Annotated in this window: 16 protein-coding genes; 7 read left to right on the top strand and 9 right to left on the bottom strand. The window is 73.4% G+C overall.

Going from position 1 to position 19,583, the window contains the following annotated elements:
• Positions 1-5 precede the first annotated feature (5 nt).
• Together BSL84_RS33910 and BSL84_RS33905 are read right to left on the bottom strand one after the other, a co-directional pair.
• On the bottom strand, positions 6-674 hold the full coding sequence (locus tag BSL84_RS33910; RefSeq protein ID WP_075969538.1) for a response regulator: 669 nt from the start codon (positions 672-674) through the stop codon (positions 6-8).
• A complete protein-coding gene (locus tag BSL84_RS33905) occupies positions 671-1,798 on the bottom strand; it encodes a sensor histidine kinase (RefSeq protein ID WP_075969539.1) in 1,128 nt (375 codons plus the stop codon). Before BSL84_RS33905 ends, BSL84_RS33910 begins: the two co-directional genes overlap by 4 nt.
• A 228-nt stretch (positions 1,799-2,026) precedes the next feature.
• Here BSL84_RS33905 and BSL84_RS33900 point away from each other — a divergent pair, with 228 nt between their 5' ends.
• A complete protein-coding gene (locus BSL84_RS33900; RefSeq protein ID WP_075969540.1) occupies positions 2,027-2,401 on the top strand; it encodes a DUF6223 family protein in 375 nt (124 codons plus the stop codon).
• Between the two features lie 219 nt (positions 2,402-2,620).
• On the opposite strand, the gene BSL84_RS33895 is transcribed toward BSL84_RS33900, so the two are convergent.
• The gene (locus BSL84_RS33895) at positions 2,621-3,208 is read right to left on the bottom strand and encodes a TetR family transcriptional regulator (RefSeq protein WP_030027604.1); all 588 of its coding nucleotides are present in this window, start codon (positions 3,206-3,208) and stop codon (positions 2,621-2,623) included.
• Positions 3,209-3,325: 117 nt separating this feature from the next.
• On the opposite strand from BSL84_RS33895, the gene BSL84_RS33890 reads away from it, so the two are divergent.
• Positions 3,326-4,186 (top strand): class I SAM-dependent methyltransferase, encoded by an 861-nt coding sequence (locus BSL84_RS33890; RefSeq protein WP_075969541.1) that lies wholly within the window; start codon positions 3,326-3,328, stop codon positions 4,184-4,186.
• A gap of 155 nt (positions 4,187-4,341) precedes the next feature.
• On the opposite strand, the gene BSL84_RS33885 is transcribed toward BSL84_RS33890, so the two are convergent.
• A complete protein-coding gene (locus tag BSL84_RS33885) occupies positions 4,342-6,051 on the bottom strand; it encodes a carboxylesterase/lipase family protein (protein WP_079273062.1) in 1,710 nt (569 codons plus the stop codon).
• 224 nt (positions 6,052-6,275) lie between these two features.
• Here BSL84_RS33885 and BSL84_RS33880 point away from each other — a divergent pair, with 224 nt between their 5' ends.
• Genes BSL84_RS33880 through BSL84_RS33870 form a run of 3 tightly spaced genes read left to right on the top strand, consistent with a single transcriptional unit; the run spans position 6,276 to position 9,169 of the window.
• Positions 6,276-7,193, top strand: coding sequence for a MerR family transcriptional regulator (locus BSL84_RS33880; RefSeq protein ID WP_045323339.1), 918 nt, complete (start codon positions 6,276-6,278; stop codon positions 7,191-7,193).
• Between the two features lie 26 nt (positions 7,194-7,219).
• Complete coding sequence (locus BSL84_RS33875; RefSeq protein WP_199838690.1) at positions 7,220-7,840, top strand: ferredoxin; 621 nt, start codon at positions 7,220-7,222, stop codon at positions 7,838-7,840.
• A 54-nt stretch (positions 7,841-7,894) separates the two neighbouring features.
• Positions 7,895-9,169, top strand: a complete 1,275-nt coding sequence (locus tag BSL84_RS33870; RefSeq protein WP_075969542.1) for a DUF1266 domain-containing protein — start codon at positions 7,895-7,897, stop codon at positions 9,167-9,169.
• Between the two features lie 73 nt (positions 9,170-9,242).
• Here the strand turns inward: BSL84_RS33870 and BSL84_RS33865 are convergent, their stop codons facing one another.
• The 3 genes from BSL84_RS33865 to BSL84_RS33855 form a co-directional block, all read right to left on the bottom strand.
• Complete coding sequence (locus tag BSL84_RS33865) at positions 9,243-10,319, bottom strand: methyltransferase (RefSeq protein ID WP_037661330.1); 1,077 nt, start codon at positions 10,317-10,319, stop codon at positions 9,243-9,245.
• A 48-nt stretch (positions 10,320-10,367) separates the two neighbouring features.
• A complete protein-coding gene (locus tag BSL84_RS33860; protein WP_075969543.1) occupies positions 10,368-11,204 on the bottom strand; it encodes a helix-turn-helix transcriptional regulator in 837 nt (278 codons plus the stop codon).
• A gap of 164 nt (positions 11,205-11,368) precedes the next feature.
• On the bottom strand, positions 11,369-12,631 hold the full coding sequence (locus BSL84_RS33855; protein ID WP_075969544.1) for a protein-glutamine gamma-glutamyltransferase: 1,263 nt from the start codon (positions 12,629-12,631) through the stop codon (positions 11,369-11,371).
• A 722-nt stretch (positions 12,632-13,353) separates the two neighbouring features.
• On the opposite strand from BSL84_RS33855, the gene BSL84_RS33850 reads away from it, so the two are divergent.
• Both BSL84_RS33850 and BSL84_RS33845 read left to right on the top strand, forming a co-directional pair.
• A complete protein-coding gene (locus BSL84_RS33850) occupies positions 13,354-15,666 on the top strand; it encodes a molybdopterin-dependent oxidoreductase (RefSeq protein WP_075969545.1) in 2,313 nt (770 codons plus the stop codon).
• A 71-nt stretch (positions 15,667-15,737) separates the two neighbouring features.
• Positions 15,738-16,289, top strand: a complete 552-nt coding sequence (locus BSL84_RS33845) for an EF-hand domain-containing protein (RefSeq protein WP_075969546.1) — start codon at positions 15,738-15,740, stop codon at positions 16,287-16,289.
• A gap of 28 nt (positions 16,290-16,317) precedes the next feature.
• On the opposite strand, the gene BSL84_RS33840 is transcribed toward BSL84_RS33845, so the two are convergent.
• Positions 16,318-16,857, bottom strand: coding sequence for an RICIN domain-containing protein (locus BSL84_RS33840; RefSeq protein WP_075969547.1), 540 nt, complete (start codon positions 16,855-16,857; stop codon positions 16,318-16,320).
• Between the two features lie 425 nt (positions 16,858-17,282).
• The gene (locus tag BSL84_RS33835) at positions 17,283-19,565 is read right to left on the bottom strand and encodes a catalase (protein WP_075969548.1); all 2,283 of its coding nucleotides are present in this window, start codon (positions 19,563-19,565) and stop codon (positions 17,283-17,285) included.
• Positions 19,566-19,583 lie beyond the last annotated feature (18 nt).

Here is a 19,583-nt window from a genome sequence, read left to right as displayed (position 1 = left end):
CTGTGCTATCGGGTGCGGGGGGTCACCAGGCCGGATTCGTAGGCGAGGACCACGAGTTGGGCGCGGTCGCGGGCGTGGACCTTGGTCATGGCGCGGTTGACGTGGGTTTTGGCGGTGGCGGGGCTGATGAGGAGCCGGTCGGCGATCTCGTCGTTGGACAGGCCCTGCGCGGCCAGGGCGACGGCCTCGCGTTCGCGGTCCGTCAGCTCCTTCAGCCCGCTGCCGCCGCCGGTGCGGGCGGGCGGTGGCTGGGTGACGTAGCGGTCGATGAGTCTGCGGGTGATGGTGGGCGCGAGCAGGGCGTCACCGCGGGCGGCGACGCGTACGGCGTGCAGGAAGTCCTCCGGCAGGATGTCCTTGACCAGGAAGCCGGCGGCGCCGGCGCGCAGTGCTTCCAGGACGTACTCGTCCATGCCGTAGTTGGTGAGCATGACGACGTGCACGTCGGCGAGGGCCGGGTCGGCTGCGATGCGCCGGGTCGCTTCGATGCCGTCCATGAGGGGCATCTGGACGTCCATGAGCGCGACGTCGGGCAGCCGCTCCTTGACGAGTGCCAGGGCCTCCCGGCCGTCGGCGGCTTCGGCCACCACCTCGATGTCGTCCTCCAGGTCGAGCAGTGCGCGGAAGCCGCTGCGGATGAGCGGCTGGTCGTCGACGAGCAGGACGCGGATCACGAGGCTCCGTTCGTGGGGAGTGCGGCCTGGACGGTGAAGCCGCCCTCGCGGCGCGGTTCGGTGTGCAGGCGGCCGCCCAGGGCCGTGACGCGTTCGCGCATGCCGAGCAGGCCGAGGCCGGGCGTCGGTGCGGGCTGCGCGGCGGCCTTTCCGTTGTCGTCGACGCGGATGGTGAGAGCGCCGGGCCGGTAGTCGATGAGCACCGAGGCTGTGGTGGCCGCGGCGTGCCGGGCGACGTTGGTGAGCGACTCCTGGACGATCCGGTAGGCGGTGCGGCTCACCGCGGCCGGCACGGTGTGCGGGTGTCCTTCTATCGTCAGTGTCGTCTCCAGGCCGGTGGTCCGGAACCGTTTCACCAGGTGGGGGATGTGGTCGAGTCCGTGCGGCGGGGTGGTGTCGTCGTCGCGCAGCGCCTGGAGGGTCGCGCGCAGCTCCCGGCTCGCCTCCCGGCCGGCTTCCTGGATGGCGAGCAGGGCCTGTGGCACCTGCTCGCCGCGGCGCCGGGCCACGTGGACGGCGACCTCGGACTGCACCTTGATCACCGAGATCTGGTGGGTGAGCGAGTCGTGCAGTTCCCGGGCGATGCGCAGCCGCTCCTCGTCGGCCCGGCGGCGGGCGGTCTCCTCCCGGGTGCGTTCGGCTTCGTCCGCGCGCCGTTCGGCCTGCCGCACCGCCTCTCCGGCGGCGAACGCGGCGATCAGCCAGGCGAGTTCAAGGGTGCTCCGGGCCTGTGCCAGGGCCTCGCGGGCGGGCCCGTCGTGGAGGACGAGGGCGGTGAGGTGGAGTACGGCCACCAGGCCCGCGGAGGCGGCCAGTGTGATGCGGCGGTGCCCGGCGCGTACCGAGCCGTAGACGGCGACCAGGTAGGGGACGGCGAGCACGTCGAAGCCGGATGCCAGGGATCCCGCCGCGCACAGCCCGGTGGCGGCCAGTACCGCGAGCGGCGTGCGGCGGCGTGCGGCCAGGGCCAGCCCGCCGAGCGCCAGCAGCGCGGAGCCGAGCAGCTCGCGGCTCCCGGCCGGGTGGGGCCCGGAGAGCCCCGTGCCCAGCAGCAGTGCCGCCACGCCCGCGGCGATCGCCCAGTCGGTGGCGCCGGCCGGGACGGTGAACCGCCCTTTGTCCATGGGGGCACCGTAGCCGGGTGTGGTCGTGGGCGGATCCGGCCTGTGGACGAGGTGGCGGCTACCGCGGGTGCGGTACGCGCGTGCCGTCTGCCGCGTTCGCGGTATGCGGGTGCGGCGCGGGTGGCAGCGGGAAGTGACCGCGTCCGGTGGACGACCGGCGGGAGGGCCGGGGCGCATGCTCTCAGGGCACGTCGGTCGGACGTGGCGACGGAGAAGGAGGAGAGCGGCATGGGCGTTTCAGCCGTACTGGTGGCGGCCGCCGAGGGCGGGATCGTCGGGGACGGGCGTACCGGGGCGAACCTGGCCCTCGGAGCGGGGGCGCTCGGGGTGGCCATCGGCTGGTCGGTCCTGGCGCGTGCCGGCCGCCGGGTCGGGGCCGGCGGGGCGCGCACCGGCGCGATGGCGGCCGTCGCGGTGGGGGTGGTCGGCATGGTGCTGGCGGTGTTGCATCTGGCCACCGCCCGCGGCGGGCCCGGCACCGGCAACGGGCTGGTCGGCGCCGTCGTGGCCGTCCCGCTGGGGCTGGGCGCCGTACTCCTCGGCCGTCGGGCTCTGGGGCGCGGCCGCGGCGCCGGCCGGTCCGCCGATCGGATGGGCGCTTGACGCGGCCCGGACGGGCGGGCCGGGGCCCCCGGGTCGGGACGGGCGGGCCGGCCCTGGTCGGGGCGGGCGGGCGGGTACGGGCGCCGGGTCCGGGACCGCGGGTCCGGGCGGGCGGGTACGGGCGGGCGGGTACGGGCGCCGGGTCCGGGCGCCGGGTCCGGGCGGACGGGGTCCGCCTGCGGGCGGGCGGTTCATGCGGGCGTGTGTCGGCGGGGGTGTTCAGTTGCCGAGGAGTACGGCCAGCAGCCGCTGCGTGGTCGCCTCGGTTTCGGCGGCCGGTCCGGGGCTGCGGGTCATCAGCAGGTGGTGGGTGGTGCCGACGAGCGCGAGGGCGATGGTGGCGGTGTCGCTGCCTGCGGGGATCCGGCCGGCGTGCTGTTCCGCCTGGAGGTAGGCGGTGACGGCGTGCTGGATCGCGTCGAACGCGGGCGCGCCGGACCGGAAGCCCTCGCGGGTGTGGGAGGCGGCCGCGGGGCGGGTCATCGCCAGGCCGACGACCGCGGGGGGCAGGGAGTCCAACAGTGCCCCGACGACCTTCTGGAGGTTCTCCGCGACCGTGGCCTGTCCCACGTGGGCCCGCAGGGCCTCGGCCTGGCGGGCGCTGCGGGCGAAGCGGTCGAGGACCAGTTCGGCGACGAACTCGTCCAGGCCGGCGAAGTGGGTGTGCAGGACGCCCTTGGCGCAGTCGGCCTCCGCGGTGACCGCGCGGCTGGTCAGGGCGGCGGCGCCGTCTCGGGCCACGACCCGTTCGGCGGCCGCGAACAGCCGCTCGCGCAGGTCCGGGATCGCCACTCCACGAGGTGACACAACAGCCCCTTCCACTCGGCCCGTTGCAAGTATGGGCGCTCGCCCATACTGTTTGGGCACTTGCCCATACTAGGGGTCGGGGCGTCTTTCCGCGCCCCGGCGGGAGGGAGTTCACCCATGGGGCACTTCGCCAACACCGCGCAGGCCGAGGCCTGGAACGGATACGAGGGCGCGCAGTGGGCCCGCAGCCAGGAGCGCTGGGACGCCGTCAACGACGGCTTCAACCAGCCCCTCCTGGACGCCGCGGCCATCCGCGGGACCGACACCGTCCTGGACGTCGGCTGCGGAGCCGGCCGCACCACCCGCCTCGCCGCCCGGCGCGCCGTACGCGGCCGGGCGCTCGGCCTGGACCTGTCGGATCCGATGCTCGCCAGGGCCCGCGAGAGCGCCGAGCGCGAAGGGGTCGCGAACGCCGCCTTCGTCCAGGGCGACGCCCAGGTCCACCCGCTGGAAGCCGAGGGGTTCGATGCGGTCATCAGCCGGTACGGCATGACCTTCTTCACCGATCCGGTCGCCGCGTTCGCCAACCTCCACCGGGCGCTGCGCCCCGGCGGCCGGCTGGCCTTCGTCTGCGCGGCCGAGGCCGAGGCCAACGAGTGGCTCGCCGCACTGGCCTCCCTCGGCGACGTCCTGCCGCTCGGCGGCTTCGGAAAGGCCGGCGCCCCCGGCATGTTCTCCCTCACCGATCCCGGCCGCATCCGCGGCCTGCTCACCGCGGGCGGGTTCGACGGGGTCGGGGTGCGGCGCGTCGAGGCGGCGGGGAAGTGGGGCGCGGACGCGGCGGACGCCGCGGCGTTCCTGCTGGACTCCGGTCCCGGACGGCATGTGCTCGACCAGGTGAGCGAGGCCCGGCAGGACGCGGCGCGCCGGGGGCTGACGGCCGCTCTGGAGCGTCATGAAGCGGACGGCGGGGTGTGGCTGCGGAGCAGTTCCTGGCTGGTCACCGCCGTGCGCGGCGAGGCGGCGGCACGGAGCTGAGCTGACCGCAGCCGCGGCAGGGCAGGGGCCCCGGCCCGTACGCAGGCCCGCGGCCCGTACGCACGCCCACTCCGCGCCCGTACGCGGGGCCCCCGGCCGTACGCAGGCCCGGGCCCCGCCCGCCTTGAAGACGGGCGGGCGGGCGGACAGGTGGTTCATCGGGGCCGGCTGTCCCAGAACGAGCACTGGTGTGCGGAGTACGCGTCGACGGGATGGATTCCGCCCGGTCCCGGAGCCAGCGACTGCACCGTCGGGGTGTGGGGTGAGGAGGCGCGCAGGGCGGGCCAGCGCGGGGCGCCGGGGGTGTTGGGGTTGCCGGTGCGGGCGAAGTTCGCCCAGTAGCCGATCATCCGGTCCGACAGGGCGCGCCGGCTGTCGTCGAGCGGTCGTTCGGTGGGGAAGGAGGTGAACAGGTAGGGCATCTCGAAGCCGTGCGCCGCGCCGTAGGGGAAGTCCGGGTTCGCCGGCAGGCCGGCGAGGGCGGGAGCGTCCCGGTCGTTGAACTGGTAGCCGTAGACGGGGAGTCGGGGGGCGTGCGCCGTGATGGCCCGGCCGGCGGCCAGTGTGGTGCAGGTGAAGGACCGGTCGGTCAGTGCCGCCGCCCAGGCCAGGGCGGGAGAGGGGTGGCGTGCTGCCGGGTAGCGCGCCTCGACGGCCGGGGCCGCGGCGCCGAAGGCCTCCGCCAGGCGGGCCCGGTAGTCGTCCTCGGTGCGGATGGGGAACGCGGCGAGCGACAGGCCGGTGAACATCCGCATCTCGTCGCGGTTGGTGCCCAGGATGACCGGCAGGCGGTGGAAGCGGCCCGACGTCAGCGCCTGGGCGGGTGCCGCGGGCAGCAGGCCGTTGCCGTAGGCGGGCCGGTTGAAGGACTGCATCAGCTGCGCGGTGGCGAGGCGGTCGGTGCCCTGGGCGCGCAGGCATGCCAGGACCTCGTCCCTGCCGCCGTCGGTGCAGCCCAGTTGCCGGGCGGCTTCCGCGCCGGCCTTCTGGACGTCGGCCTGGGGGGCGAACGGCTCGTACGCCGGTGTTCCGGGGGCGAGCGCGCCGGCCGGGAAGGAGGTGAGGCAGGAACCGCTCTGGAGGACGGCCCGCTGGAAGAGTCCGGCGGCCGTCGGGGAGGTGAGGTGTGCGCAGATGCCGAGGGCGCCCGCGGACTCGCCGAAGAGCGTGACGCTGCCCGGATCGCCGCCGAAGCGCGCGGCGTTCGCCCGCACCCAGCGCAGGGCGGCCTGCTGGTCCGCCAGGCCGAACGGCGGGGCGGCGCCCAGCCCGGGGTGGCCGAAGTAGCCGAAGATCCCCAGCCGGTAGTTGACCGTCACGACGACGGCGTCGCCCTGGGCCGCCAGTCGCTCGGCGGTGTAGTCACTGCCGGAGCCGCCCAGGAACGCGCCGCCGTGCATCCACACCAGCACCGGGCGCTTCTTCGCGGCCGGCTTCGCCGCCGGCACCGTGACGTTGAGGTAGAGGCAGTCCTCCGAGCCGGCGACCTTGCCCGCGCCGTCCGCCCCGGGGACCGGCATCTGCACACAGCGCTGAGCCGGCTTCGTGGCGTCCCGGACGCCCTGCCAGGCGGCGGCGGGCACGGGGGCGCGCCAGCGCAGCGGTCCGGTGGGCGGCGCGGCGTAGGGGATGCCGTCGAAGGTGGTGTACGCGTCGTGGGACACGCCGCGTACCAGGCCCTGCTCCGTCCGTACGACCGTACGGTCCTGCCGGCCGGCGTCGGGAGACGCGGGGCCGGCGCCGGCGGCGGGTACGGCGGTGGCCGGCACCAGTGCGGCCGCGCACAGCAGGGGCAGGAGGGCCGCGCGGAGTCCGGCTCTCGCGTACGGGCGGCGCGGTGCCGTCGGGGGCAGGGGCAGGGGCATGGGTACCGCCGTTCTGGGGTCGGGGAGGGGTGGGGACGGCACAGGGACGCGGTGGCACGCGGCAGCGCGAGGCGGTGCGCGGTGGCACGCGGGGGTACGCGGCCACGACGCGCCACACCGGTCCGGGCGGGCCGGAAGCAGATCTGAGCTGGGAGAACGGTGCGGACCGGCCCGTCAGCGCTCCCTACGCTAGAACCTCCCGCGCACTGGAGGTTCAAGGGACTGTGACGCACGACACGTGGAGCATCGGTGAGCTCGCGGCCCGGACGGGCCTTGCCGTCAAAACGCTCCGCTACTACTCCGACAGCGGTCTGCTGCCCGTTGCCTCCCGTAGCTCCGGCGGCCACCGGCGCTACGGTCCCGAGGCGTTCGAGCGGATCGCGCTCATCAGGCGCCTGCGGGCGCTGGACACCCCGATCGCGACGATCACGCGGGTCGTCACGGGAGAGCGCTCGCTCGGCGAACTGGTGGCGGGCGAGCTGGCAGCGGTGCAGGAACGGCTGGTGGAACTGCGGTGGCGGGAGGCCACGTTGAAGTCGCTGGACGACTGCCCGGGTGAGGAGAGGCTGCGGCGCCTGGAGATACTCTCCCGCGTGCAGCGGCTCCCGGAGGCGCACCGCACGCTCACCGACCACTGGTATCGCGAGCTGTCCGCGGCCCTGCCCAGGCCCCGGCTCGACATGATGGTCGCCATGCTGGCCCCCGCCCCGCCGCAGGACCCCGTGCCCGCCACGGCCCTGGCCTACGCCGAGCTGCACCTGCTCATCTCCACGCCCGGCTTCACCCGTTGGACCCAGGACCACGACGAGGAGATGCGCGACGGGCCGGCCTTCTACGCGGAGGTCGACGAAGCCGCCGCGCTGACGGCCGCCGCTCTGGCCCGGGGCCTGCCGCCGGGCGCCGGCGACGCGGTGGACGCGTTCGTGTCCGCCCACGCGCGAGCCCGGCGCGAGTCGGACACCCCCGCCTTCCGCGCGCACCTGCACGGGCTGGTGTCGCGGTCGTCCGGCTTCGACCCCCGCCTGGAGCGGTACTGGGCCCTGGTCGGCACCGTCACGGCCGGCCGCGTCCTGAACATGACCGTGGCGCACCGGTGGCTCACCGACGGACTGTCGATGTCGATCGCCGCGACCGACGGCTGAGGGACCGTCTGACAGGATGCGGACCCATGAGCTACTGGGATCCGCTGCCGTCCGTCCGCGCGGCGGAGAGCGGGCCGCTGCCCGCGCCGGACGGCGGAACGTGGCGGCCCGCCCCGGAACACCGCGGCGGCTGGTGGAACCCCCGCCCCGAGCGCTGGGCGGAACGCGACTGGCGCAACGTGCCGGGGCCGTTCTACGGGGCCGGGACCGACAACTGCTGGACGGGCCGGCTGATCGCCCCCGCGCACGTGCTCTACGACGACGAGTGGGGCGCCGAGTTCGTCTACCGCCAGCCCCGGGACCCGGCGCAGGCGCTGGCCCTGCTGGGCGCCGCCGCGCAGGACCCGATGGGCGGATACGCCTGCGACGGTGACGACCACTGGACTGCGGAGCTCGTTGGCGACTGGTGGCGGGAGCGGGGACGGGTGCGGGAGTGGGCCGCCGCCCTTCACCGGAGGTGGTCGGTCTCGGACGGGGCGGGCGAGCGCGAGGCGGCCGGCGGGGCACGGGAGTACGTCGCGTACATCGACGAAGGCCTCGCGCAGGACCTCCGCCACTACCTCTTCTGGCTGTCCGAAGGCCGCCCGGCCGGTCCCGGCGAACCCCTCCCGGCCCTCTCCCCGCGCGAGGCCCGGCGCAGGGGGTAGGCGGCCCGCGCCCGGCGTGCGGGGCGTGTGGGGCCGGGCCTTAGGGTTTTGCCCATGAGTCTGGCAGCGGGTCACGAGGAAGGGGTCCTGCCCGGTCCGGCGGCGTCGGCGCCGGGATGGCAGGCACCGAGCGCGGTCGAGCGGGGGCTGTACGAGGCGAAGGCGCGCGGCGACTGGCCCGCGTACTACGACCTCGTCGCCCGCGCGGACCTGTACATGATGCAGTCGCGGGCGTACACCGACGCGAGCGCGGGCAGCACCCGCTTCCACCCGTACTGGAACCCGCAGACGCAGAGCATGTGCCTGGCCGTCTACACCGGCGGGATGCTGCCGCCGCCGGTCGCCGACCCGGTCTACAACTGCTACGACCTGGGCTGGTTCGCGCAAGTGTGGAACCAGGACGACCCGCCCTACCTCGTCGTCAACCCCGGCAGCCCCTGCGAGGGCGTCCTGCCGGCCGGGCCGCAGGGGCGCGCCCTGTGGCAGCGTCACTCCGCCCCGGTCGAACGGCCGGGGCTGGCCCGGGACGTCGTCCACACCCTGGAGGTGGGCGGCCCCCGCACCGGCCCCGTCGCCTTCGGTCTCGCGGTCGGCGCGCACATCAACGTGCGCAACGGGCGCTACTGGAATTCGATGGCCTACCACGGCTGCGGCTACCGCGCCGAGAAGCACACGCTGGAACACTGGTGGGGCGTCACCACCCGTACGGAGTGGCAGGAGACCCAGGAACAGCTGCTGCGCGCCGGAATGGTCAGCGGACCGTGGGAGTTCGTCCTGCAGCTTCGCCGCTCCATGGCGCTGGACTTCGCGGGGCCCGTCGACATCGACCACTGGCGCCGGGCCGCGGCGACCGTGGTGCGCCGGCGGGCCGAGGCCTCCGCCGAGCCCCGCCTGGGTGCGGACGGCGTCACCCCGGACAGCGCCGTCAGCGCGGAGGAGCTGGAGGGGCAGGTGACCGGTCTCAAGCGGCTGATCGGCCGTATCGCCCGCTACGAGGCGCGGTTCCGTGCCGACGGCCTGCTGCCCGAGGGGGGTTTTGTGCGGAGCGTCGAGGCCTGGGACTACGGCCGGGCCTCGGGCATGGCCCGCTGGGGGCTCGCCGCCCGGCTGTGCTCGCTGCAGGAGGCGGAGGCGGCCGTGGTCCGGGCCGGGCGCCTCGTGCAGGTCAACTACCGCTCGTGGGAGGACTTCTCCGCCGCCTACGTCCTGGGCCGCTGCCTCCACTTCGACGAGGAGGAGTTCGGCGAGTGGTACGAGACGGTCCTGGCCACCCACCGTGTCCTGACCTCGGACCCGGCCAGCCCGTGGCGCACGCTCGCCTGGAAGTGAGGAGCTGCCCGGGCGCCTCCTAGGGTCTGTATCGAGTTGCCCCGCGGCGTCGCGGGGCAACTCGATACAGACCCTAGCGCGGCGGTTCGGCGCCGGCAGGGGCCTCGTGGGCGACGGCCTCGATCAGGGAGTACGGGGCGGCGCCGGCGAGAGGGGTGACCGACGTGACGCGCAGGGCCGCCCGGCGGCACACCTCCTCGAAGTCCGCGCGGGTGCGTTCCCTGCCGCCGACGTTCACCATCATGTTGAGGTCGCTCAGGTAGGTGCCCTCGTCCTGCGCGCCGACGGCCTCGGGCAGTACGGGCTCCACGATCAAAACGGTGCCTGCGGGCGGCAGTGCCTGCCGGCAGTGGCGCAGGATCGTGACCGCCTGGGCGTCCGTCCAGTCGTGCAGGATGCTTTTGACGAGGTAGACGTCCGAGCCGTGCGGGACCGACTGGAAGAAGTCCCCGGCGGTGAGGGAGCAGCGGTCGCGCAGCCCGTGCCGGGCCAGTGTCCCCGCCGCGTCCGCGAGGCCGTCGGCGGTGTCGAAGACCACGCCGGTCAGGTGCGGGTGGGCGTCGAGGACGGCGGCCAGGAGGGTGCCGTTGCCTCCGCCGACGTCCGTGACGGAGGTGGACCGGCTGAAGTCGAAGGCTCTCGGCAGGACGGCGGCGGTCTCGGAGGTGGCCTGGCTCATGGCCGTGTTGAAGTCCGCGGACAGCTCCGGGTGGCGGGCGAGATGGCTGAAGAAGTCGGTGCCGAAGACGGAGTCGAACGTGGTGTCTCCCGTACGGACGCTGTGGTCCAGGTGCTCCCAGGCGCGCACGATCGCCGGATCGGTGAAGGTGCGGACGAACGACGTGAGGGAGTCGGGGTGGGCGGGGTCGAGGAGCGCGCCCGCCGGGGTCAGCGAGAACGTGTCGGGGGTGTGCTGGGTGAGGAGGCCGAGGGCGGTCAGGGCGCGCAGCAGGCGGGTCATGGGCTGGTGCGCGGTTCCGGCCGCGGCGGCCACCTGGGCGGCTGTGCCGGGCCGGTCGCCGATGAGTCGGGCGACCTCCAGGCGGGCTGCCGCGCGCAGGGTGTGCGCGGCCATGCTCCCGAACGTGAGGCGGGCGATGAGCTCCCGTCCTGCCGCTGTCTGTGCTGCCCGGTCCTTGGTGTTCGTCACTGGTGTGGGTCTCCTTCGTTCGGATCGGCCGGTCGCCGGCAGGGCCGGTCAGGGCTGGGTGGACGCGGTCAGGCCGGCCAGGGCACGGGGTGTGCAGCCGGCGAGGGCCTGGATGTCGCGGTGGAGATGGGGCTGGTCGGCGTATCCGCATGCCATGGCGACGTCGTCGGCGCGTTCGCCGGCGAGGAGCGCCCGGGCGGCGTGGTCGAAGCGGACCAGCATGGCGGCGCGCTTGGGGGTCAGGCCGACCTGGGCGCTGAACCTGGCCCGGAGCCGCTTGCGGCTCCATCCGCAGGACACGGCGAGGTCGCCGACGCGTACGCGGCCGCGGCCGGCGACGATGGCGTGCCAGGCGGCGGTGACCTCGGCTGCCATGGGCGGGGCCTGTGCGGCCCGCCGTCTGAGGAATCGGTCGGTGAGCGCGAGGCGTTCCTGCCAGGAGGGTGTGTCGGCCAACTGCTCGCGCAGCCGCCGGGCGGGGTGCCCCCACAGGTCGTCGAGTCCGGTGATGGAGCCGTCCAGTTCGCGTGGGGGTACGCCCAGCAGGGCGTAGGCGGCCGGGGGTGGCAACGCCACCTCGACGCATTCGACGCCGTCGCCGCTGATGCGGGCCGGACGGGGTGAGAGGGAGGCGACGAGGCCCGGCAGCGGCCGCCGGTGTCCGCAGGCGCTCTCCACCGTGATCGGGCCGGTGCCGAGCCCGATGACGACGACCACGACGGGCTGGGGCAGTACCCGCATGTCCAGCCTGCCGCCGGTGCGGTCCCGGTAGCCGGCCATCCGTACGCCGTCGAGGGAGGTTCCGTGCGGGAGGCGGGCGACCTCCCAGCGGGGGTGGGCGGTGCGGCGCTGCTGGGGTGTGTCCCCGGTGTCGTCTCTGGGCATGGGTCCAGGTTCGCCCGGATCGCGGGCGCTTGTCTTGGACGAAAGTTCCGCGGCGGTTCCGCGGCCCGGCCCGGGTCCTGGCGCGGGCCGCCGGCCGTGCGGTCCCAGGGCGCTGCCTCTGGGCCGCACGGCCGGCGGGTGGTGGTGCACGGGCCGGGGGTTTCCTACGGCCAGCCCTGCTTCACCTTGGCCGGTGCGGTGTTCCAGCTCTTGGGTATGAAGGTGATGACGTAGGTTCCGCGGTCGAAGTCGGTGTATCCGGCGGACCAGCTGCGGAACTTGCTCTCGTAGACCTGCATGGGCCCCATGCCGCCTTCCGGCGAGTGGTAGTGGTTGGCGTGGGTCCATATGGTGTGGTCAGGGTTTGCTTCCTTCTGGTCCCCGAACCAGCCGTAGTCGAAGTTGACGTAGCCTTCGCCGGGCTTGGCGGGGCTGCGTGAGGTGTTCCTGTCCTTCGACATGTCGACGAGGCCGGTGGCCCGGTCGGGGCGGAAGGCGTCGGGGTCGCCGTACTTCCTCTTGTCGGCGGGGCTCCAGGGGTCCTGTCCGCTCCAGAAGTGCTTCGAGTAGATGACGGCCTTCATCTTGGACGGGTCGCGGTCGCCCCCGCTGCTGTCCCAGAAGGAGGGGGTGTTCCGCAGAGCCGCGTAGAAGTTGGAGCGGCTGTCCTCGCCGGCGAGAGCGTCGTTCTTCTTCGTGAGCTCCGCCTTGAGGTTGTTCAGGTAGGCGTTCTCGTCGTGGGAGTTTTCCAGTGCCTTGTTCATGACGGCTGCCACGTCACGGGCGCGGTTGAATCCCTTTGCCTCGTCGAAGCTCTGCTTGGCGATGCGCCCCTCGAACTCGGCCCGCGTCTCGCCCGGCCGGGGGCTGGTGTTCTCCAGAGCGTTCTTGTGCTTGTCCTCGTCGAAGGACGCGAAGGCCAGTCTGTTCGTCGGATAGGGGCCTGAATTGACCCAGGTGACGCCGACGCACCCGTAGGAGAGCTGTTCTCGCTGCTGCCCGGTCATCTGCCGTGCCTGGCCGTCGCGGTGGCTGTAGGCCTGCTGCCACTTGCGTATGTAGTTGCTGATGCCGGTGGTGGCCCTGTCTCCGTGGGCGCGGTACGGGTCGGGCATGCGGTCCAGGGGCTCGGCGGGCGGCGTCACCCGGCCGCCGGCCGCGGCGGAGGGCCGCAGGGACGCGGTGGCGTTCGGCAGGCCCTCCCCCGCGGTCTTGTCCGGCCGGCCCAGGTCCAGGGCCTTCTCGTTCAGTGTGTTGATGAGCCTGATGTCTTCCGCCGTCAGGCCGTTCGTCTCGGCGTAGGAGCCCTTCCCGTCGCCGCGGACGGGGGCGGCGCCGGCTGCCTGGCTGACGGAGGGGGCGAGACCGGCGGTGCACAGCACCATGCCCGCGGTGGCGAGGGCGAGAAATCCAGAGCGTTTGTACATGGAAGTCCGAGGTTCCTTTGCGGTGAAAACTCGTATGACGGAGCGTGAATTTCCTGCGCGGCGGCAGAAAAGGAGGCGCCCGAGCCGACGGTGCGTCAGGCGGCGCGAGAAGTGATCATGTCCTGGCGCCGATTGCCCGACAACACGGCGGCTACAGAACCGGCCAGCCGTCCGATGGGGTGGTATTCGGTCATGCGCGGCCATGCGCGTGGCTGCCCGCCGCCGGCAGGTGCGGTCGCGGGGTTCTTGCGGGTTCTTCCGCCTCCTGCCGCAGCGTCTCGCGGCGTCACCGGTGCCGGCCGCCCCGATAGGCCCCGTGAAATGGTGCGGGGGGCGGCGCTCGGCCGGGCCGGGGAATTGCCGTGCGCCGGCGGGGAAACGGATGCGGGAACTCCGGCCGGGGCGTGCGGGGTTCCTGTCGGGGCGTCCGCCGGCCGCTGTGGCGGACCGCGCAGTCTTCGCCACTCCCCTCTTCGGGCCCTGGTCGGTTCACCGCCCGTTCCGGCTCCGTCACGGGCCGTCGCCGTGTGGAGAACGGCCGGTAACGCCCGCTCGGGGCGGTGGCCTCGGCGACGGCGGCGATTCAACCCGGCGCGGGGTGGGGGGGCCGTGGGCGCGGCGGCGGGGTTGGGCGGGAGGCCAGGGGGGAAGCCTCCGTGCCGCGGGCCGTCGGCCGGCCGTCGTCCGAGCAGCGCAGAGCCCAGGGACGGAGTGGATGCACGGTGGAGCGACGCTTGTCGGTGGCGACGCACTGGGGCAGTTACATCGCGGTGGTCGAATCCGGCCGGTTGGTGCGCATCGAGCCCAGGGGTGACGACCCCGCGCCGTCCCCCATCGGCCCGGGCATGGTGGCGGCCGCCGACGACAGCGCTCGCGTGCTGCGGCCGGCGGTCCGCAAGGGCTGGCTGGACGGTCTGCCGCGCGTCCGGGACACGGCCCGGGGCGCGGACGCGTTCGTCGAGGTGAGCTGGGACGACGCGATCACCCTGGTGAGCGATGAGCTGCGCCGGGTGCGGGCGCGGCACGGGGACGGCGCGGTGTTCGGCGGGTCCTACGGCTGGGCGAGTGCGGGCGCCTTCCACGGCGCGCAGGCCCAGCTCCACCGGTTCCTGGCGCTGGGCGGGGGATACACCGACTCCCGCAACACGTACAGCACCGCGGCGTTGGAGGTCATCCTCCCGCATGTGATCGGCGGGCACCCGTGGAGCTACCAGTCCCGGATGCCGATGTGGGACGAGATCGCCGAGAACTGTGAGCTGGTGGTGGCCTTCGGGGGGCTGGCCCTGAAGAACAGCCAGGTCAACCCGGGCGGGCTGGCGCGGCACCGGACGCGGGACCTGCAGCGGCGGTGCCGTGAGGCGGGGGTGCGGTTCGTGAACGTCAGCCCCGTCCGCAGCGACGCAGCCGGCTTCCTCGACGCCGAATGGCTGCCGGTCGTCCCCAACACCGACACCGCCGCGATGCTGGGCATCGCGCACACGATGCTGGTCAACGGGTGGCACGACGAGGACTTCCTTCGCCGGTGCTGCGTCGGCTTCGACCGCTTCGCCTCCTACGTGCTCGGCGAGATCGACGGCGTCGTCAAGGACGCCGCGTGGGCGGCGGGGATCACGGGCATCGGCCGCGACACGATCACCGGCCTCGCCCGCCGCCTCACCGAGCAGCGTTCCCTCATCATGGTCAACTACGCGGTGCAGCGGGCGGACCACGGTGAGCAGCCGATCTGGATGTCCGTCGTGCTGGCCGCGATGGCGGGCTCGATGGGCCGGTCGGGGTGCGGCTGGGGCGCGGGGTACGCGACGATGGACGCGACCGGCGTCGCGCGGGGCCGGCCCGTCGTGGCGGCGTTCCCCGGGGTTCCCAACCCCGTCGCGGATTTCATCCCCGTCGCGAGGATCGCCGACACCCTGCTGCACCCGGGCAGGACCATCGACTACGACGGCCGGCGCCTCACGCTGCCCGAACTGCGCCTGGTCTACTGGTGCGGGGGGAATCCGTTCCACCACCACCAGGACCTGCACCGGCTGGCGCGGGCCTGGCAGACCCCTGACACGGTGGTGGTGCACGAGGCGTGGTGGAACACCACGGCCAAGTTCGCGGACATCGTCCTGCCCGTCGCCACGAGCCTGGAGCGCGACGACTTCGCCGCCGGATTCTGCGACCCCCACCTCGTCGCGATGCCGAAAGTCCGCGAGCCGGCGGGCGAGTCGCGCACCGACCACCGTATCTTCACCGACCTGGCCTCCCGGCTCGGGTACGGGAAGGAGTTCACGCAGTCGCGCTCCGAGATCGAATGGGTCCGGCACCTCTACGAGCAGACGCGGGCCGGACTCGGCGACGGTGGCGTGCTGCCGGGCTTCGACGAGTTCTGGCGAAGCTCCGCCGGCGTCGAACTGCCGCCGCTGGAGGGGCCGTTCCCCGGCAGCTTCGAGGCGCTCCGCTCGGATCCGCAGCGGTTCCCCCTGCCGACGCCGTCGGGCCGGATCGAGATCTTCTCCGAGGAGATCGACTCGTTCGGCTACGACGACTGCGCCGGGCATCCGATGTGGTTCGAACCGGCCGAGTGGCTCCGCGGCGGTCTGTCGGAGCGGTTCCCGCTGCATCTGATCTCGAACCAGCCCGCTGCACGCCTGCACAGCCAGTACGACAACGGCGGCCACAGCCTCGGCACGAAGATCCGCGGCCGTGAGCCGGTGACGCTCAACCCGTCGGACGCCGCCGTCCGCGGCATCGAGAGCGGCATGGTCGTACGCGTCCACAACGACCGGGGCAGCTGCCTTGCGGGCGCGGTCCTGTCGGACGACGTCATGCCGGGGGTCGTGCAACTGCCCACCGGAGCGTGGTGGGATCCGGTCCGGCCGGGGCTGAGCGGAACACTGGACCGCCACGGCAATCCGAACGTCCTGACGGCGGACCGGCCGTGCTCGCGCCTGTCCCAGGGGCCGAGCGCCCTCAGTGCGCTGGTCGACGTCGAGCCCTACACCGGCCCCCTTCCCGATGTGCGCGCCTTCACCCCGCCCGAAGTCGAACACTGACGCCGAACACCGGGCATCCCTCCACCCGCCCGTTTGCGTGTTGCGTGACGGCGTGAATACTGTGCGCGATCGTGACTGCACTTCAGAATCTCAAGTACGGCCAGTGGTTCAGGGGCGCCGACGTCGACGGCGACGGGTTCATCACCCGGCGGGACGTCCGGATGATGAGCGAGCGCTACATCGCCGCCCGCGGTACCGCACCGGACTCCGCGGCGGCCCGCCTGCTCACCGAGGGGATGGACGGGTTCTGGGCGAACGTGATCGCCCCGATGGACCAGGACGGTGACGGGAAGGTGGACCTGCGGGAGATGACCGAGGGGTTCAGGCGGGTCCTGACCGACCCCGCCCTGTACCCGCAGCAGGTCCAGCCGGTGACCGACTGCTTCTTCGACCTCGTCGACCTCAACGGGGACGGCAGGATCGACCAGGCGGAGTTCCGGCAGATGTTCGACGCGGTGGCCGGCGTTCCCGGCGAGGACTGCGCCGCGGTCTTCGCCGCCCTCGACCTCGACGGCTCCGGCACGCTGGACCGCGCCGAATTCCACCAGGCGGTCACGGAGTTCTTCTACGGCGACGACCCCGACGCCCCTGCCAACCACCTGTTCGGCAGGCTCGCCGGCTGACGGCCCCCGGCGCGGCGCGGCCCGCGGGTTACCGGTTGACCCAGAGCTGGCCGGCCTCTCCGGTGCAGGGAAGCTGCCGGACCTCCCGGCGGCTGCCGTTGGGCATGGCGGCGTCGGCGAGGCAGAGTCCGGTGGCCTTGTTCTTGATCAGGGCGCCTCCGTTCTGCCAGGTGAACTCCCACTTCTGGCCGTCGCTGTAGTTGCAGGCCCTCTGGACGATCGTGGCCCCGGCGCCCGCGCTGGTCGGCTGCAGACACATGACGGTCGCGTGCCCCGGGGTGAGGAAGGTGTACGGCTCGCCGATGAGCGGGTCCGTCCAGAACTCCTGGTGCAGCTCCTGCTTGCAGCTGAACTGCTGGATGACCGCCGCGTCCGAGATCGACCCGCCCCGGACGTCGAGGCACTTGCCGGTGCCCAGGTTCATCCAGTGGCTGCGCGTCGCCACGGCCGCGGCGGCCGGCGACTTCCCGGAATCCGCCTGTGCGGGTGCGACCACCAGGGTCGCCGTCGCGGCCACCGTGCCGACTGCCACAGCGGTACCAAGGACCAACGAGCGCACGGACGGCATGGACATCTCTCCTCGCGTGGGCGGGCGCACCGCCGGGTACGGCACGCGGCCACAGGCTATGGCGGTGCGGCCACCGGCCGGACAGGCACCGGCCAGGCACCGGCCAGCGCGGGAGCGGGCGCCCGCCGGCCCGGGCGCCTGCGCCGGCCGGTCAACCGGAAGAAGCACCGCGGGCGCGCCGATCACCCCACGGGTGCCGCGTGTGGTGAACCGGAGCACCTGCCGCGCCCGGCCCGACTCTCTCTCCCTCCCTGGAGCGCCAGTTCGGAGAATGACCTGAACCGTCCGATGTGCAGCAGTGGCCGGCGGGGCCTCCGGCCGCCTCCGGGCTCGGATGGCGGCCGGGGCGCCCCGTGGCCCGGACGGCTGCGGCTCCGGGCGCCGGCCGGTGGGGGCCGGCGCCCGGGGTCGGGTGGTGCCCGGGGTCAGGCCGACGGGGCGGGGAAGCGGGTCCAGGCACGGTGGGCGGCCATCTCTTCGGTGAGCCGGCGCAGGGCGGCGGGGCCGTTGTCGGCGAGGACGACGCCTGCGTCTCCGTTGTGGATGCCGGCCGCTTCGAAGAGGCGGTCCGCGCCGTTCCAGCCTCCGACGGCCTTGCCGTGCCGGTACGCCTCGGCGAGCAGGGCCAGGACGCGGGGGTCGGCGGTGGCGGGCCGGGGGTCGCCCGCCTTCGCGTCGCGGGCGCCGTAGGCGTCCGCTCCGGCCGCGGGGACGCCGGCGAACAGCAGTGCGTCGAACTCGACCGATCGCGCGGCCGCGTAGGTGCGCTGCACGGTCACCGGGTCTGCGGCGCCGGCCAGGCGTCCGCCGGTGGGGGCGACCACCAGCGGCACCATGCCGGCGTCGAGGACGGCCTGGCGGACCTCGGCCACGCCGGCCAGGTCGCCGGCGGGGTCGGTGACGATGCCGACGGTCCGCCCGTCCAGTGGCCAGGTCTGGCCGATCTGGGACAGGCGCGGGCTGGGGCGGGGGTCCGCGAGGGGTTCGGTGGCGGCCGGTGCGGGCAGTCCCAGTCCGGCGGCGACCTCGGCGCACAGCCGGCTGTCGATGTTGGCGAGTGTCTGCAGGACCCGTTCCCTGACGGCCTGCTCGTAGCACCTGGACAGTTCGAAGGTGTAGGCGGCGATGATGTGTTCGCGTTCCACGGCGCTCATGCTCAGCCAGAACAGCCGTGGTTGGGAGAAGTGGTCGTCGAAGGAGGCGGGTGCCTCGCGGACCTTGCGTGCGGCCGGGAGTTCGACGGGGACCTCGATGAAGGCGCCGGTGTCGGCGCCGGCGAAGAAGGGGCAGCCGCCGTCGAGGCTGTTGGGGTGGTAGGGGGCCGTGCCGCGGTGGACGGCGCTCTGGTGCATGCCGTCGCGGAGCATGTCGTTGACGGGCGCGTGGGTGCGGTTGATGGGCAGTTGGGGGAAGTTGGGGCCGCCGAGCCGGGTGATCTGGGTGTCGAGGTAGGAGAACATGCGTCCGGCCAGCAGCGGGTCGTCGGTCGGGTCGATGCCGGGGACGAGGTGGCCGGTGTGGAAGGCGACCTGTTCGGTCTCGGCGAAGAAGTTGGACGGGTTGGCGTTCAGGGTCATCAGGCCGAGCGGCTTCACCGGTGCCAGCTCTTCGGGAACGATCTTCGTGGGGTCGAGGAGGTCGATGCCTTCGAAGGTCTGCTCGGGGGTGTCGGGGAAGGTCTGGATGCCCAGTTCCCACTGGGGGTACGCGCCCGACTCGATGGCGTCGGCCAGGTCGCGCCGGTGGAAGTCGGGATCGACGCCTCCGAGGATCTGGGCCTCCTCCCACACCAGGGAGTGCACGCCCAGTTTGGGCTTCCAGTGGAACTTCACCAGTGTGGTGGTGCCCTGGGCGTTGACCAGGCGGAAGGTGTGGACGCCGAAGCCCTCCATCATGCGGTAGGAGCGCGGGATGCCCCGGTCGGACATGTTCCACAGGGTGTGGTGGGTGGCTTCGGTGTGCAGGGAGACGAAGTCCCAGAAGGTGTCGTGGGCGCTCTGCGCCTGCGGGATCTCCCGGTCGGGGTGCGGTTTGCCGGCGTGGATGATGTCGGGGAACTTGATCGCGTCCTGGATGAAGAAGACCGGGATGTTGTTGCCGACCAGGTCGAAGACGCCTTCCTCGGTGTAGAACTTCGTGGCGAAGCCGCGGGTGTCGCGCACCGTGTCGGCGGAGCCGCGGGAGCCGAGGACGGTGGAGAACCGTACGAAGACGGGGGTCTCGGCGTCGGCGGCGAGGAACGCGGCCTTGGAGACGGCCGCGCCGGTGCCGTAGGACTGGAAGACGCCGTGCGCGGCCGCGCCGCGGGCGTGGACCACGCGCTCGGGGATGCGCTCGTGGTCGAAGTGCATGAGTTTTTCGCGCAGGTGGTGGTCCTGCAGCAGTACCGGTCCGCGCGGGCCGGCCTTGAGCGAGTGGTCGGTGTCGTAAAGGCGGGTGCCCTGGGCGGTGGTGAGGTAGGCGCCGCTCTGGGCCGTGCGGGCCTGCTCGTCGCCGGTGGGCTGCCCGGTCGGGCTGACGGTCTCCGGGCCCCTCTGGTCCTTCTTCGGCGGCAGCGGCTCGACGGGCTGGACCGGTTCGGTCAGCTGCGGGGAGACGGAGGCCGGCTTGCCCGGGATCCCCTCTTCGGGACCGTGTCCGGTTCCTCCCCCCTGCACGGCGTCGGCGATCTTGTCGGTGACGGCTTTCAACGGGTTCTTCTCGGGCATCGCGTCTCCAGGGCGTAG

This window comes from Streptomyces sp. TN58, from assembly GCF_001941845.1.
Lineage (GTDB): Bacteria > Actinomycetota > Actinomycetes > Streptomycetales > Streptomycetaceae > Streptomyces.
Note: the sequence above shows the minus strand (reverse complement) of the source record. Positions and strands in the feature narration are given on the sequence as shown.

What these genes read in the sequence shown, in the direction of transcription:
- BSL84_RS33905 (WP_075969539.1), bottom strand. Translation starts at nt 1,798, where the DNA reads ATGGACAAAGGGCGGTTCACCGTCCCGGCCGGCGCCACCGACTGGGCG.
- BSL84_RS33900 (WP_075969540.1), top strand. Translation starts at nt 2,027, where the DNA reads ATGGGCGTTTCAGCCGTACTGGTGGCGGCCGCCGAGGGCGGGATCGTC.
- BSL84_RS33890 (WP_075969541.1), top strand. Translation starts at nt 3,326, where the DNA reads ATGGGGCACTTCGCCAACACCGCGCAGGCCGAGGCCTGGAACGGATAC.
- BSL84_RS33885 (WP_079273062.1), bottom strand. Translation starts at nt 6,051, where the DNA reads ATGCCCCTGCCCCTGCCCCCGACGGCACCGCGCCGCCCGTACGCGAGA.
- BSL84_RS33875 (WP_199838690.1), top strand. Translation starts at nt 7,220, where the DNA reads ATGAGCTACTGGGATCCGCTGCCGTCCGTCCGCGCGGCGGAGAGCGGG.
- BSL84_RS33870 (WP_075969542.1), top strand. Translation starts at nt 7,895, where the DNA reads ATGAGTCTGGCAGCGGGTCACGAGGAAGGGGTCCTGCCCGGTCCGGCG.
- BSL84_RS33860 (WP_075969543.1), bottom strand. Translation starts at nt 11,204, where the DNA reads ATGCCCAGAGACGACACCGGGGACACACCCCAGCAGCGCCGCACCGCC.
- BSL84_RS33855 (WP_075969544.1), bottom strand. Translation starts at nt 12,631, where the DNA reads ATGTACAAACGCTCTGGATTTCTCGCCCTCGCCACCGCGGGCATGGTG.
- BSL84_RS33840 (WP_075969547.1), bottom strand. Translation starts at nt 16,857, where the DNA reads ATGCCGTCCGTGCGCTCGTTGGTCCTTGGTACCGCTGTGGCAGTCGGC.
- BSL84_RS33835 (WP_075969548.1), bottom strand. Translation starts at nt 19,565, where the DNA reads ATGCCCGAGAAGAACCCGTTGAAAGCCGTCACCGACAAGATCGCCGAC.